Here is a 15,678-nt window from a genome sequence, read left to right as displayed (position 1 = left end):
TTTTCTAGCCCTCATCTCTTAATTTTATTTATACTCATCTTTATCAGCTTTTTATTTTGAAATGCAATTATAGAAACCATTAACACTGCGATAGCTAAATTGTAATAAAAAGCCGTGTTTAGACATATCATTGTAACTACTATGAAAATAATATATCTTAAAACTATAGGTTTCCAATTAATTTTTAAACTTATAAATTTATTTATTAAGACATACCTAGATGTTAGCATAGTAAGAGCCCCTAATAATTGTCCAAAAATAACAGCAGAAATTCCAAAAGAATTAATTAAGAATATGGAAATAACGACGGTTATAGCTGCTCCCAAAAGTGTTGTTATGAACTGATATTTAGTTTTACTTATTGCTTGAAAGGCTGACCCAAGATTTGAGGCCATAGTGTTTGAAATAGCATACAATAATAACCATGGTACAAAAACCAAAGAATTATAATAGGCTGTGTCAGAAATAAAGTTATAAAACATTACAATTATCGGAACTGAAACTAAAGCGAATAATTGAAAAATCTTAAACAACGACTCTAATGTTCTACCAAATTCCTTGTCTATCCTTTTTTCTTTAGCTGATAATATAGCTTCCTCTATTATGGCCATTGTTACAACTGTTCCAAGCATACTAATTAGAAGCGAAAACCTATTTGAAAATGAGTAAAGCCCATTTGCTTCATTACCTAATTGAACTGTAATAAGAAATCTACCAAATCCAGATATTAGCCACGCAGATATTAAGTTTAAGACTAAAGGAGATGAAAAAACAAGCATATCCCTAAGTATTTTTATCTCAAAATTCTTAAGCCTCAACCCAGATAAAATGCTTATTTTTCTTTCAATAAAAAATATTATTGATAGTTGGCTAAATATATATGATAGCAATAGACCTAATAAACCTAATCGAAGATATACAATTAATATTAAGACTAAAATAAAGTTAACTATAGTAGACAAAATACCCGCAACGACAAAAAGTTTGTTCCTTTCAAGTGCCCTTGCCGAATATTGCCAGACATAAACAAGTGAATGGACAACAATCATTGCAGATATTAACCCTAGATACTTTATCGATAAGTCGAATATTGAATTAATTATTAGTACAGTAAGAATAAGAACTAAAGACATAATCAAACTGAAAACAAACGCAGTAGTCAACATTTTAGTTTTTATATGCAGCTTATCTTCCGATAGGACAAACTTTAATATTGCTTCCCAAATTGCCAATACAATTATTGGAGAAGTCACACTCATGAGAGTTTGTGAAAAGTCAAAATAACCTAAATCATTAGTACTGATATAAAAAGCATATATTGGTATTAATAGAGCAGACATTATTTTTGACGATAAGTTTCCAACAGCATAAATTCCAGTTTTCTTTAATAGATTTTTACTTAGCATTTTGACTTTTGCTCCTAGTTACTCTTGATCGTGTAATAAATAGTATAATGAAAACTACAATGAAAAGAATTAGCACTTGTCCTGGAACAAAAGCAAAACGATTTCTTGTAGCATTAATTAGAACAGCTAATATTCCTCCCCAAAAAGCTAAAGAGATTCCACTTAGTTGTTTACATTCTGCTTTCCTGATAATAAAACCTAGTAAAACATAAAATATAACTACTCCTATAAGCCCAAAATTGGCATAACTCTCAGCAATCTGGGAAAAACCAAATCCTTCAAATCTTTCAATGAAGTTGAAATCATCAGGCATATTTAATCTAATGTTTCCAGGAAAGACATTGTCTAATATATTTATTATTGGACTATAGTAAGAAAAACCATATAACATTTCTCTAATACCGTAAGCAAATTCTTCTAGTATTAATACACTTAACCTTAATTGTACTCCCATTTCTGCGAAAGGATTGATTAGATCTACCGATAACATATCTAAGGAACTAATCGTACCTGAGTGTCGTGCAACTCTTATAAAAGGTATTAAGATAAAAAGAATAAAAAACACAACTACTATATATTTTAATTTAATTCTTCCTGTCTTATAGTATAGTATGCCAAGTACTCCTAGAACAGCGTACAATACTTCCCCTCTATTACCTGTTGAGAAGAAAATAAATGCTGAAAGAATAAATACAAAAAATCCTATCTGGATTTGTTTCTTATCTCCAACAGCGACTACAAAACTAATACCTGCTGCATACATAAGTAAAATCCATGAATATAAACCATTCATAATACCACTATTTATATATGAATGATAGGACATTCCGAAGTATATTCTCCCTGTTGCCAAATAATATGATAAGTATAAAAATACTAAGAATAACATCATTAAACCAGCAAAAAAGACAACATTATTCTCATTCTTATTTTCATTAACCTTATTAACAGTACCCCTATTAAGATATTGCGCAATTCGAGTACCATATACATAAGAAATAACCCCTATAATTCCTAATAATATAGCTTTATTATACTGGGGGCTGGTCAGAAAACTTAGTGTTGTATTACTAAATGAGGTTAAATATTCCGGGCCTAAGAGGTAATATATTGTACTTATCCCAAACTGGGTCACAATCGTATAAGCTAATAATGCTAAACTTAGACCATTACGTCTCCCGCTATTAAAAAATATTATCATTGCAATTGTTATAGAAATAATCGAAAGTAAGGTGACATTAAAGTTACTTAGTGCAGGTAATATTTGAAAAAATGCTAAAAGACAATAAATATAGAGATTTATAAGTGCCAAATCCATTAAAATTATTGTCAATTTTTTTAACGTTAAAGTATTTCCGTTATTAGTAGATATACTCATTACTATCAACCTTGCAAAAAATATTTTTTCTAACTATACTCCTCGTATAAAATCTAACCATTTATTGCCTACCTCATTTATTTCTAATTTTTTTCTAATATCCTTAGCATTTATACTTACCTTTTCAGATAGATTATCATCTTTAATTAAGAGAATAATTGCTTTTACCATTTCATCTAAATCTCCTACAGGAACTAGTAAACCATTATACTGATCTTTTATTAGAGATTTTGCTCCCCCCCCTGAGCAGTCAGTGGATACTACTGGAAGACCTAATGCCATTGCTTCAATTAATGCATTCGGCATTCCTTCAAAATCAGATGAAAGTACAAATACAGATGCATCTTTTATAAATTGAAAAACATCTCTTTTCGCTCCTGGCAAAAACACCTTGTCAGAGAGATTTAATTCATCTATAAATTGTTCGAGTTTTTCCCGCTCGCTACCATTTCCATAAATATTTAGAGTATAATTGGGGTAATCGCTCACTACCTTATTAAATGCCTGGATTAACAATTTATGATTTTTTTGGGGCACCAATCTCCCAACACTAACTATTTTTTTTTGTCTCTTACCTTCATAAGGTTCAGGTAGATTCTCAAGATTTAATGGATTAGGTATAACCTTAGCCTTGTTTTGAATTACTTTCGGGTAGAAACTCAATGCCTCTTTTGTTTGAAATACAAAGCCGTCAGCAAGATACATTAACTTTCTTGAGATGAATTTGGTGAGTCTTTTCCCCGCAAAATTTAACGGATCATTTCTTTCAGATATAATAACAGATACCCTTAAACCTAAAGCTGCTGGTACGACATAGATCCCTAACGGTACACCCATAACTAATATATGTGATGGTTTATAACTCTTAAGAAATTCTCTTAGTTTTCTTATAGTGCCTATTAATGATATGCTCTCAGTTTCTTTATTTATAGCAACTCTTTTTATATCTATATTTGCATCATATCCTTTTTCTCTATCCTTTTTTAAAGTTACAAGTGTTATATCAATATTCTTTACTTTCATCCATTCAGCCAACATCAACGAAATTCTCTCAGCACCACCTAAAGAAAGAGAATTGGTAACAATAACAATCTTTTCTCGCATATTACCCTCCTATACCAATAGCTTTTGCAGGAACTCCTGCAACTTTGGTATTGGCTTGAACACTTTTAGTTACTACCGCTCCAGCTGCTACTATTACACTATCACCAATATTAACACCAGAAGTTATTACAACATGACCTCCACACCAAGTACCTTTGCCAATTTTAATTGAGTCACTATATCCTTTGTTTGTAACTATTCCATCTTCAATAACATGATTACTACTTGCTATTACTGACATTGGCCCAATAATTACATTATCTTCTAAGATAACTTCACCTTTTGCCTGTACATAACAATAATGAGAGATGTAACAATTATCCCCAATAATTAGTCTTCCGGGATTATTAATAACTACACCTTTTCCAATTTGAAGTCTTTTTCCACATTTCCCCAAAAAAGGTTTCATTAAGATTCCTCTTATTCTATTGGTAACTAAGTGATTAGGCAGAAGGGCAGTAAACAAGTTAATTAAGTGGATTGGAATATCACGAATAATAAAATTAATAATAGTTCTCACATTCCTCATGATATTTAACACTTTCCCTTCTAGTTTGCATTAATAAACTCTTTAAAAAAGTTTTCTCTGCGTTTGTATAAAATTGACTTTAGATACTTCTTCGACTCATTATGATTTTTAATTGCTTGTTCTTTCATCACTTCTCTGGTCATTTCTTTATATTTTTCACAGATTTGACTAACATTTCCCTTTTTAAATATATATTTTGCATCAATTTGTTCATGTATTCCACCAGCATCAGCACCAATTATTGGACATCCTTTACTCATTGCTTCAATAATTGCTCTAGATAATCCTTCCTGCTTACTAGGATGAATGTATACATCAACATTATCTAACCACTTAAATACATCTTCGTGTTTCAATGTACCGATAAATTTAACTCTATCTAATACACCATACTTTTCAGCTATTAATTTCAGATATGATGAATCGCCTCCACCAACTAATTGATACTCTATATCATGTCCTTCCTTTACTAACTTGGCCAATGCCGCTATCACATCTTGTTGTCCTTTATAAATAACATCAATTGTAGCACAAGTTCCAAATATTACTTTTTTATCCCTACTCATCATATCTATTTTTTCTAAACGATTCCTAATATCTTGTTCATTTACAGAGTTCAATGTGACATTTGAACAAGCTATATATTTACCAGAAGTGGGATATCTTCTTTCAAGAAATTCTTCTGTTACATAAATAGTATGCATAGAGCCACTTACTGCCCTCTTTGTTAATAGGGTAATAGCCAAAGCTGGAAGGACATATTTTAATCCTTTGTTTACTATTGCATCCCATGGGCACCCTACAACTTCTATAATGTATGGTTTTTTTTGTCTTTTTGCACTCTGGACTGCATAAGTTCCTAATATACTAGGAAGACGTATTATAACATAGTCACTTCGGTGTATTTGATCATCAATTTTTTTTCTATTTTCCTTATTTTTTAGTTCCTTTAGGTTTTTGAATGTTAAGAAGTCAATATTAGAATCTACTTTGTTAAATCGATTCTTATTAACAAAAATATGATCTTTTTCTCGACCTATTATAGATAACTCTCCAAATATATTTAAATATCTATCAAAAAACTCTTTCTCAAATCCGTATGATTCATAATAATCAGTATTATTCTTTGGGAATATATGATCATGAACAAATAATGCCTTCATAAATTTTTCTCCTTTTTCACACCCAACATACCATTTAAAAATAATGATACCTATGTTTTCTTTTTGTATTTGCTTTTAGGTAATCCTATTTTAATTCCATCTGTTCCAAGAGTATATTATTTATCTTATTAACATCGTACTTTTCAATAGCCCTTTTATGACCTTCTTCTGCCATTTCAAAAGTCATTTCAGGATTATCATACATCTCTATCATTTTTTCAGCTAACTTTAATGGATTTCTTAATGGTACTAGAAAACCTGTTTGTCCATTCGCAACAGTTTGTCTACACCCAGAAACATCAGTTGCTATTACAGCACGCCCCATAGCCATGGCCTCAACCAAGACTCTACCTTGTCCTTCATGATATGAAGGAAGAGTCACCACGAAACTTTCTTCAATATAAGGTCGTACATCTTCAGTTTTACCTAGATATTCTACTACTCCTGAATCAGTCCATTTTTTTAGCTCTTCAGGTTTAATTGCCGTAGGATTCGTATCAAAAGGTCCTAATATTTTAAATTGCATGTTGGGTCTCTTTTCTTTTGCAATCTTAGCTGCATTTAGGAAATCATAGATACCTTTATCTTTTATTAGTCTCGCAATAAATAAAAAGGAATCAAGATTCCTTAAAGGTCTCTTGTTGAACAAATTAATGTTTATCCCCGAACTTCCAATTACAGTTATTTTTTGCTTATCAACTATCTTTTTCTTTTTAAATAATTCTAAATCATCACTGTTTAAGAAAAAAATAACTTTACATTTCTTAAATGAAAATTTATACAAAGGTACTATTATCCTTTGTATAAATTTTAATTTTAATGTATTACCACGAATAACAGAACCTGCACCGGTCATAAGTCCATAAATATTTTTCACTCCAGCAAAATAAGCCGCTATAGATCCATATATATTAGGTTTGATTGTATAGGACAAGAAGACATCAGGACTTTCTTCTTTTACTTTCCTTATTATCTCCAATGTTAACATCAAGTCTTTCAAAGGGTTCATACCTGTTCTATTCATTTTTATAGATACATATCTCGCACCGAGATTAATTAATTTTTCTTTTATGTTACCTTCATCATCCGGTGCACAGGCTACTACTTCATGACCACTGTCGACCATAGCCTTAATCATATCTCCCCTAAAGTTAACTAATGAAGGTCCATAACTTCCTAAAATAAAAATTTTCATATGAAAATATCCACATCCTATAAATTAATCTCTTTTCTTTGCAGGGATACCAAAGTAAACACCAGATTCAGTTAAATTCCTTATTATAACTGAACCAGCACCCACTTGACATTCACTGGTGATTTCTATATTATTGCTAACCACACTTCCAATACCTAACCAAGAGCAATATCCAATCTTAACAGTCCCTGCAATATGCACACCAGGAGATATGTGTACAAAATCTTCAATGAGATTATCATGATCAATAGTGGCTCCGGTATTAATAATGCAGCCCATTCCGATTCTAGTACAACAGTTTATGATAGTTCCTGCCATAATAACTGTACCTGGCCCGATATGAACATGTTTTCCAATCACTGCGCTTGGGTGAATTATAGTAGGTATTGTGGCACCCATTTTTTCGACTAGTTCATAAATATTTTTTCTAATAATATTTGAGCCGATACCTACTACAACCTCATATTCATCAATAAAATCAGTTAAATCTTTTATAGTTCCAATTACTTCAAGTCCCATTGTTTCTTTTAAGCTGGTATTATCATCTAAAAATGATACGTTCTCCCATTTATTCATTTGTAATGCGATATCGGCAACTACTTTGCCATGACCACTAGCACCAATAATTAGCAGTTTTTTTTTCATATTTCCATACTTTCCTTTTTGTTTCCTTCAAAAGGTTCAATAGTAGCAGCAGTTGCTGAATTTATGCCTTCTCTAGCGAACACCTTTTTTATTGTTAGTAAGATTATTTTAAAGTCCTCAAAGAATCCCACATTATCCACATATGCAACATCAAGACTAAATTTCTCTTCCCAACTAATTGCATTTCTTCCACTAACCTGAGCTAAACCAGATAGCCCTGGCCTAACCTCATGACGTCGTTTTTGATAATCGTTATATAACGGTAAATACTGTACTAATAATGGCCTAGGTCCAATAATAGACATATCACCTTTTAAAATATTGAATAACTCTGGCAATTCATCTAAAGAAGTAGATCGCAAAAACTTCCCGAATCTAGTTAATCTAACTTCATCTGGTAGAAGTTCTCCGTTACTATCTCTTTCATCTGTCATAGTTCTAAATTTGTACATCGTAAATATTTTTTCATTTAATCCTGGTCTTTCTTGCTTAAACAAAATCGGACTTCCTAGTTTAACTCTGACTAGTAATGAAACAGTAATAAGCATTGGACTCAAAATAATTATAGCAAGCAAGGATAGTATAAAATCCATTGGTCTTTTAAAAGTACTCCTATAAATACTACCTTTATTGTGTTTCATCTCTACCATAGCTCCTTAATTGTGCTACAAACTCTTTCCAGATCTTCATCTGTCATCTTTGTATCACTAGGCAAACATATTCCATTTTGAAACAACTTCTCTGACACACCTTCACCAATAAAATCATATTCTTTAAAGAAAGGTTGCATATGCATCGGCTTCCATACAGGCCTAGATTCAATATTCTCCTTCTCCAAAGCTTCCATAACATCAATAGGTTTTACTTTCCCAGTTAATAACATAGAACTCAACCAATAATTCGGCTTATCCCACTCATTACTAGGCATAAATTCAACTCCGTCAAGTAAACCAAGTTCCCTTCTATAAAACTCAAAAATGTATCTCTTTTTCTCCACTCTTTGATCCAATACCTTCAGTTGTCCTCTACCAATCCCAGCAACTACATTACTCATCCGATAGTTAAACCCTAATTCACTATGTTGATAATGTCTTGCCTGATCTCTAGATTGAGTTGCCCAAAATCTTACCTTTACAATTCTTTCCTCGTTATCAGATACTAACATTCCTCCACCGGAAGTAGTAATTATCTTGTTCCCATTAAAAGAAAATATCCCATAATCACCTATAGTCCCTGTATGTTTTCCTTTATAATAAGTACCTAGTGATTCAGCCGCATCCTCTATTATAACAACATCATGTTTTCTACAAATATCCATAATCTTATCCATATCAGCAGAAAGACCATATAAATGAACAACAATTACTGCTTTCACTTCAGGATATTTCTGAAAAGCATCCTCTAAAGCTTTTGGACTCATATTCCAAGTCTCATAATCACTATCAATAAAAACAGGAATTGCATTTTGATAGATAATTGGATTTGCTGTTGCAGAAAAAGTAAGTGTTGGACAAAAAACAATATCATCTTTCCCAACACCAGCCGCTCTAAGAGCCATATGAATTGCAGCTGTACCAGAAGAAAGTGCTGCAGCTGCTTTAGATCCAACCTTTTCTGCTAGCTCCCTTTCAAACCCATCTACATTTGCCCCTAGTGGTGCAATCCAATTCGTATCAAACGCTTCTTGTACATATAGCTGTTCATAGCCTTCCTCACTCATATGTGGAGATGAAAGATATATTCTTTCTTTAGTTGCTGTAAGACTTCCTGCCATTATTAGTAAACTCCCTTTCGTATTGATAAATGTTTTTAGTAAGCTAGGACTTAATTGAAGCATTTCAACCAACTACTAATCCACTAAATCAAATGGAGTGCCTTCTTATAGATTTTAAGAAGGCACTTTTATCAAGTTAATATTACCTACTTGATTTCTTCTATTTATTTAAGGCAACCTTGTTAACTTTCTCAACCATATATGCAAACAGCTCATCACGAATCTCTTCATTCTTCAAACCAAACTCAATATTAGTAGTCAAAAATCCAAGTTTTTCTCCAACATCAAATCGTTTACCTTCAAAATCATAAGCATAAACCTTCTGAACCTCATTCAACATTTGAATCGCATCAGTTAACTGTATCTCTCCACCGGCACCAACTTGCTGTTTATCAAGAAATTCAAAAATTTCAGGAGTAAATACATAACGACCCATAATAGCTAGATTAGAAGGTGCAGTACCTGGTGCAGGCTTCTCTACAAAGTTATTTACTTGATATCGTCGTCCTTCAATCGTACTTGGGTCTACAATCCCGTAACGACTTGTTTCATTATCAGGAACTTGTTGCACACCTACTACCGAACTTTGGATTTCCTCAAATTGTTGAATTAACTGTCTCAAACCAGGTGTTTCAGCTTGTACAATATCATCACCGAGCATGACTGCAAAAGGTTCATTCCCAATGAACTTACGTGCTACCCAAACAGCATGCCCTAAGCCTTTTGGTTCTTTTTGACGAATATAATGAATATCCACATTTGTTGAAGCTTTTACTTTCTCAAGTAAATCGAATTTTTCTTTATTAACTAGGTTATCTTCTAACTCAAAGTTATGATCAAAGTGATCTTCAATCGCACGCTTACCTTTACCAGTTACAATAATAATGTCCTCAATACCAGACTCAAGAGCTTCTTCGATAATATATTGAATCGTTGGTTTATCAACGATAGGAAGCATTTCCTTTGGCATTGCCTTAGTTACTGGTAAGAATCTAGTACCTAGACCAGCCGCAGGTATAATTGCTTTTTTTACAGTTCTCATATTTTTTCCCCCATATACTATTAATTTGAAACAGCCATTCTTCTCTCTTCAAACACAATCTCCATAATTTCATTCTTCAACTCAACTGCATCAAGCTCTTTAAAACTATTAATAAACTTCTCTACCGCAAATCGATCCACATCAACCGTTTTCCCAATATAAATCTTCTCATAAACCGCCTCAGGATGTATCTCATTTTCATTAAGAAGCTCTTCATACATTTTCTCCCCTGGTCGAATCCCAGAAAACTCAATTGGAATCTCTTCTTCGGTATAACCTGATAGTTTAATAAGGTTACGAGCTAAATCAACTATCTTAACCGGCTCACCCATATCAAGCACAAATATCTCTCCACCGCGCGCTAGTGTACCAGCTTGAATCACAAGTCGAGAAGCTTCTGGAATCGTCATAAAATAACGAGTCATTTCAGGATGCGTTACCGTCACAGGGCCGCCTCTTTCAATCTGCTTCTTAAATAGTGGAATAACACTACCACGACTACCAAGCACATTTCCGAATCGAACCGCTACAAATTTCGTTTCACTTTTCTGTGCTAAAGACTGAACAATCATTTCGGCCACACGCTTCGTTGCACCCATCACATTCGTTGGGTTAACTGCTTTATCCGTAGATACAAGCACAAACGTATTCACACCAAACGTATCAGCTGCTTCTGCTACATTTCTTGTTCCAAGCACATTATTCTTCACAGCTTCATGTGGATTATATTCCATAAGTGGCACATGCTTATGTGCTGCCGCATGGTACATAATATATGGACGATGTTCTTCAACTAAATCAAAAATGCGCTGTCTATCTTGTACATCTGCAATCACTGGTAAAATCTCAATGTCAGTATGACCATATTTTTCACGTAATTCCATATCAATGTTATAAATGCTGTATTCTCCATGGCCTACTAGTAAGATTTTTCCTGGTGAGAATTTCATTAACTGACGACAAATCTCCGAACCAATCGAACCACCAGCACCAGTAACCATAACCGTATTGCCAGTTACATATTCGGCAATTTTGTTAATATCCAGTTCTACTGGTTTTCTTCCAAGTACATCTTCAACATCTACATTTCGTAAATTGCTAACTGTAATTTTCCCACTCATTAAATCCTCTAATTTCGGGATCATTTGTACTTTGGCTTTTGTTTGGTTACATAAATCAACGATACGCTGTAGTTCCCCATTCTTTAAGGAAGGAATTGCAATTACAACATGTTCGATATTGTGATTTTCTACAATCCTTGCAATGTCATCAATTTTACCAAGTACCGGAATTCCGTACACTTCCATCTTTTGCTTACTTGGATCATCATCAACAAAGGCAACTGGAAGCAGTTCACTTTCATCATGGTTGTAATGGAACTGACGAGCAATCATTGAACCAGCAGAACCAGCACCAACAATTAGCGTACGTTTTTTCCCTTCATCATTCACAATGTAGTGGTCACGAACAATACGCCACATGAAACGAGAACCTCCAATTAAGACAATGTGTAATAACCATGTAACGATTAACGCACGGCGGAATAACGTAAAGTCATTGACAATAAATTGAACGATACCGGCTGCAATAATAGAAAATGTCACTGCTTTAATAATTGCCAGTAATTCCCCAACACTCGCATAAGACCATACTTTGTTGTACAACTTATAAATAAATGCAAAAATATGATGAAATACAAGTAAGGACACCGATGTAAGGATTAATACATGCATACCTTCTGCTTCCGAGTTTGGATACGCAATCCAAGCTGCTAGGAAAATAGCAAATGCAACAATAATAGAATCTAATAAAATAAGTAATAATAACCGTCTACGATATGACAATCCCCATCACTCTTTCTCGTATATATTTATTTCTAATAATTTCTTCATTGCCTCAGTACGGTCATTCGTGCCAAGCTTCTTATACACATCACTCACATGCACCTTCACACTACCCTCGGAAATCCCTACTATTCTAGCAATCTCCTTATTCGGGTAATTTATCTTCATGAGTGACGCAACTTCAGCCTGTCTCATCGTAAAATTCAAATCTCTTTCTTGTACCCGTTGGATAAATCGATCATGAGCGACACGCATCATTTTAATCGTTCGGTTTAAAAAACTCTTTGTCATTGCTGGCGGAAGAAAGAATTCGTTGTTGTTAATTCGTTCTAGGATGTTTGGTAATGAGTCTGTTTGAATATCTTCCTTATACAATATACTGGCCACTCCTGTATCAAGTAAGTCTGTCACAGGATGTTCATTCTGCTTGTCCGTGAATAGGACTGTTTTTTCATGTTCAACCGAATGGATGATATGTATGACTTCATCCATTGTTATGTTTTCATCGTCAATTAGTACGAAATCAGCAGGTAAACTAGTTACGATGTGAAAGCCATCCATTCGTGAAAAAAATTCTCTCACTAATAAAAAAAACTTGCTATCTTGTAGTAAACAAATTCTCATCTTCATCCTGCTTTCTTAACCGAAAGTCCTATATTTCTTAACTGAAAGTCCTATGTTTCTTAACCACATTAATACTACTAAATAACTAGTCATATATAAAGTGACTTTATAAGAAAAAAGTCATGATATTGTAGGAAGATGTCGAATCAGTTCCGTTGTAGCAAGTTGTGTAAATAATGAATTACTTTATCCCGTTGATTGATGCCTAATTTCACATATATTTCGCTTATATAATTTTTAATCGTTCCTTCACTTAGATGAAGTTCTTTCGAAATTTGTTGGTTTGTGTAGTTTTTATACAGCAATCCAACTACATCTTTTTCCCGATGTCGTAATGAAATTCCCTTCATTTCTAATCGTCGTGCAAGAATATCCCCGACTTTTAGATGATCCTTCCGCACTTGATCAACGATAATTTTAGCCACTTCACCAGACAGCACATGCTCGCCACGTGCCGCATTCCGAATCGATTGGATAAGCATGTCCGGGTACATGTCTTTTAGCAAGTAGCCATCTGCCCCATTTGCTAGTGCACGGTAGATTGTTTCCAAATCTTTATTTTCGGTAAGGTATATGACACTAGTCGAGGGACTTACCTTTTTTATTATTCTTGCAGCTTTAATCGCACCAAATTTCGGCATATCCGCTTCTATAAGCACAACATTTGCCTGTTTCTCTTCAATAAGTGCAATCGCCTCTTCCGCATGATCCGCCGTTCCAACAACATCCACATCCGCTTCCCGCTCCAAATAAGAACGAACCACTTCCCGAAAAAGCCGAGTCGGATCAACAACAATCACAGTAATCATAATAATAAAAACTCCTTTTTAGAGTAGTTAATGATTATTGGTTAAATAGGTAATTATCCCAAGATAGTAAATATGGTTAATTTGACCCAGGAATTAAGAATAGTTAATTAATATTTTTTGAGGTTTGGTTACATTGACCACATCAGCTCCGGGAATATACGGAGACTCCTGCGGGAGGAAAGGCATAGGTGAGACCCCACAGTGCGAAGCACGAGGAGGCTCACCAGCCGCCCGCGGAAAGCGCAGTATATTCCCGGAGCGGGTTAGACGCACTAACAAAAGTATTAACCCTAAACCATTTAGTAAGCAATTTCCAACCTCAAAATATTTTAAAATAAACCAAATAACTTCTTCTTCTTCGTAATAGGCACCGGCTCATTCCGATGCACATGCTGACCATCAACAAGCAACTGCGCATTCTCCATAAACATATAAAAATGCTCCGAACCATGCACATTCTTCAACACCTTATACGCCTCCTGCATCACAAAACCTCTTGTCGTCGTATTATGTGCATCAGATGCAATAAAATGAGTTAAACTATGGTCGATTAACGTATTGGATAATTTTTGAATGTTTTTCCCGAACTTCCCAGCAAGGCTCGCAGCCGTTATTTGCGTTAACACACCGCGCTGCACGAAGTCGAATAAAATTTGTGGATTTTCTGCAATTTGTCGGTTACGTTCCGGATGCACAATAATTGGTGTATATCCATTCACTTGGATATCAAACAACATCTGCTCCGCAAACCGTGGCACATTCCCAGATGGAAATTCGACAAATACATAATTGGTGTTATTTAGTGTGGCAATAATCCCTGATTGTAATTCATAAATCATATCCCCATGAAGTCTCGTTTCCTGCCCGACAAGGACAGTGAGTGGGATATTCGCTTCCTCAAGGATGTCATTTAATGTTTTTACATGTTCTTCGATTGTTTCTTTTTCATTAATATATTGTCCATTGCGATGGTGGGGTGTGGCAATCATCGTATGAATTCCCTGCTTTGTCGCAGCTTTTGCCATCTCGATACTATCCGTAATAAACTTCGCCCCATCATCGATACCTGGTAAAATATGACTATGGATATCGATCATTTTCTTGTTCACGTCCTAGTTTTCAACAAATAATGACTTTATTATAACATCTTGTCACGTAGAATATAAGATTACTAGAAATTTATTTCGAAAAAATATTTCCTTAGAATAGCAGAACGATTTATGAATAGCAATCATAGATTTATACCTTTTTTTAGTAACAAATGATAGATTTCAAATAATAAAAAGAAATCAAATACACCATGTAAAAGCGCGTGATTGATTTCCTTCGTTATACGCTAATCATTTTGGTTGTTTGCTGAACAACCATCTTTTGGTCGTAATCCGATATGGTTCATTTTTCGTAATATCATCCCCATGAACGAGTACTTCATTATTATGTATGAGTTGAAATGCTTTTGGCGTATCAATCTTTTTCAATTGCTCGATTGCTTCTTTGAGTAGAGAGCCTCGCTTCGTACTATTATGTGCATTGGAACCGATGCAATGAATAAGATTGGCATTGATTAATTTCTGAGCTAACTTTTGAACCTTTTTCCCATTGGCACCAACGATACTTGGTGCAGCAACTTGGGCTAGCGCACCATTTTTCACCATACGATAGAGGAGGTTCGGATTATCTTCCATCATTGGATGGGTTTCCGGGCTCGTAATGATTGGAATATACCCAGCCATTTGGATCTGATAAATGATATGGTCGATATTAATAATTTGGACTTCGTCTTGAGGCAGTTCAATCATCACATATTTCGTCTGCTCATTTAACGGTAAGATTCTCCCACTTTTTATATCATCAATTAAGTCTGCATATATCGTAACTTCCTGCCCTGGTAATATACGCACAGGAATATTTTCATTTTGAAGTTCTTCATTTAATTGTGTAACAGCTTTAGTAATAGTGCTTGTATCATTGATATAGTTCCCATGACGCTGATGGGGTGTAGCAACGATTCGTTTAATCCCCAGTCTTGCTGCTTGTCGTGCCATCTGAATCGATTCTGTTAATGTAGAAGGCCCATCATCTATGTTCGGTAGAATGTGGCAATGAACGTCAATCAAGACTTCCTCCCCCTTTTCCACTAGGACTTTTAACTCATTATAACAGAT

General features: G+C 34.2%; 15 protein-coding genes. All 15 read right to left on the bottom strand.

Annotated elements, in window-relative coordinates:
• Positions 1 to 11 precede the first annotated feature (11 nt).
• The 15 genes from IEV35_RS03090 to IEV35_RS03020 all read right to left on the bottom strand — a co-directional run bounded on the left by IEV35_RS03090 (position 12) and on the right by IEV35_RS03020 (position 15,630).
• The gene (locus tag IEV35_RS03090) at positions 12 to 1,406 is read right to left on the bottom strand and encodes a lipopolysaccharide biosynthesis protein (protein WP_188383224.1); all 1,395 of its coding nucleotides are present in this window, start codon (positions 1,404 to 1,406) and stop codon (positions 12 to 14) included.
• Positions 1,396 to 2,784: an O-antigen polymerase gene (locus IEV35_RS03085; protein WP_188383223.1), complete on the bottom strand. Its 1,389-nt coding sequence runs from the start codon at positions 2,782 to 2,784 to the stop codon at positions 1,396 to 1,398. The genes IEV35_RS03090 and IEV35_RS03085 overlap by 11 nt, the downstream gene beginning before the upstream one ends.
• A gap of 33 nt (positions 2,785 to 2,817) precedes the next feature.
• Positions 2,818 to 3,888: a glycosyltransferase family 4 protein gene (locus IEV35_RS03080; RefSeq protein ID WP_188383222.1), complete on the bottom strand. Its 1,071-nt coding sequence runs from the start codon at positions 3,886 to 3,888 to the stop codon at positions 2,818 to 2,820.
• A gap of 1 nt (position 3,889) precedes the next feature.
• On the bottom strand, positions 3,890 to 4,297 hold the full coding sequence (locus tag IEV35_RS03075) for an acyltransferase (RefSeq protein ID WP_188383221.1): 408 nt from the start codon (positions 4,295 to 4,297) through the stop codon (positions 3,890 to 3,892).
• A 140-nt stretch (positions 4,298 to 4,437) separates the two neighbouring features.
• A complete protein-coding gene (locus IEV35_RS03070) occupies positions 4,438 to 5,580 on the bottom strand; it encodes a glycosyltransferase family 4 protein (RefSeq protein ID WP_188383220.1) in 1,143 nt (380 codons plus the stop codon).
• A gap of 85 nt (positions 5,581 to 5,665) precedes the next feature.
• Positions 5,666 to 6,775, bottom strand: a complete 1,110-nt coding sequence (locus tag IEV35_RS03065) for a glycosyltransferase family 4 protein (RefSeq protein ID WP_188383219.1) — start codon at positions 6,773 to 6,775, stop codon at positions 5,666 to 5,668.
• Between the two features lie 24 nt (positions 6,776 to 6,799).
• Positions 6,800 to 7,420 carry an acetyltransferase gene (locus IEV35_RS03060; RefSeq protein WP_188383218.1) on the bottom strand — a complete coding sequence of 207 codons (621 nt, stop codon included), beginning with the start codon at positions 7,418 to 7,420 and terminating at the stop codon, positions 6,800 to 6,802.
• Complete coding sequence (locus IEV35_RS03055; RefSeq protein WP_188383217.1) at positions 7,417 to 8,061, bottom strand: sugar transferase; 645 nt, start codon at positions 8,059 to 8,061, stop codon at positions 7,417 to 7,419. Before IEV35_RS03055 ends, IEV35_RS03060 begins: the two co-directional genes overlap by 4 nt.
• Before the next feature lie 2 nt (positions 8,062 to 8,063).
• Positions 8,064 to 9,194 carry a DegT/DnrJ/EryC1/StrS family aminotransferase gene (locus IEV35_RS03050; protein WP_188383216.1) on the bottom strand — a complete coding sequence of 377 codons (1,131 nt, stop codon included), beginning with the start codon at positions 9,192 to 9,194 and terminating at the stop codon, positions 8,064 to 8,066.
• 160 nt (positions 9,195 to 9,354) lie between these two features.
• A complete protein-coding gene (gene galU / locus IEV35_RS03045) occupies positions 9,355 to 10,236 on the bottom strand; it encodes a UTP--glucose-1-phosphate uridylyltransferase GalU (protein WP_188383215.1) in 882 nt (293 codons plus the stop codon).
• A gap of 20 nt (positions 10,237 to 10,256) precedes the next feature.
• Positions 10,257 to 12,080, bottom strand: coding sequence for a polysaccharide biosynthesis protein (locus tag IEV35_RS03040; RefSeq protein WP_188383214.1), 1,824 nt, complete (start codon positions 12,078 to 12,080; stop codon positions 10,257 to 10,259).
• A 6-nt stretch (positions 12,081 to 12,086) separates the two neighbouring features.
• Positions 12,087 to 12,704, bottom strand: coding sequence for a helix-turn-helix transcriptional regulator (locus tag IEV35_RS03035; protein WP_188383213.1), 618 nt, complete (start codon positions 12,702 to 12,704; stop codon positions 12,087 to 12,089).
• Positions 12,705 to 12,850: 146 nt separating this feature from the next.
• Positions 12,851 to 13,513: a response regulator gene (locus IEV35_RS03030; protein WP_188383212.1), complete on the bottom strand. Its 663-nt coding sequence runs from the start codon at positions 13,511 to 13,513 to the stop codon at positions 12,851 to 12,853.
• Positions 13,514 to 13,842: 329 nt separating this feature from the next.
• Entirely contained in the window at positions 13,843 to 14,610 is a 768-nt protein-coding gene (locus tag IEV35_RS03025; RefSeq protein WP_188383264.1) for a tyrosine-protein phosphatase, read from the bottom strand.
• A gap of 243 nt (positions 14,611 to 14,853) precedes the next feature.
• Positions 14,854 to 15,630: a tyrosine-protein phosphatase gene (locus IEV35_RS03020; RefSeq protein WP_188383211.1), complete on the bottom strand. Its 777-nt coding sequence runs from the start codon at positions 15,628 to 15,630 to the stop codon at positions 14,854 to 14,856.
• Between the last annotated feature and the right edge of the window lie 48 nt (positions 15,631 to 15,678).

Origin of the sequence: Ornithinibacillus halotolerans (assembly GCF_014637405.1) — a bacterium.
Taxonomy (GTDB): domain Bacteria; phylum Bacillota; class Bacilli; order Bacillales; family Amphibacillaceae; genus Ornithinibacillus; species Ornithinibacillus halotolerans.
Note: the sequence above shows the minus strand (reverse complement) of the source record. Positions and strands in the feature narration are given on the sequence as shown.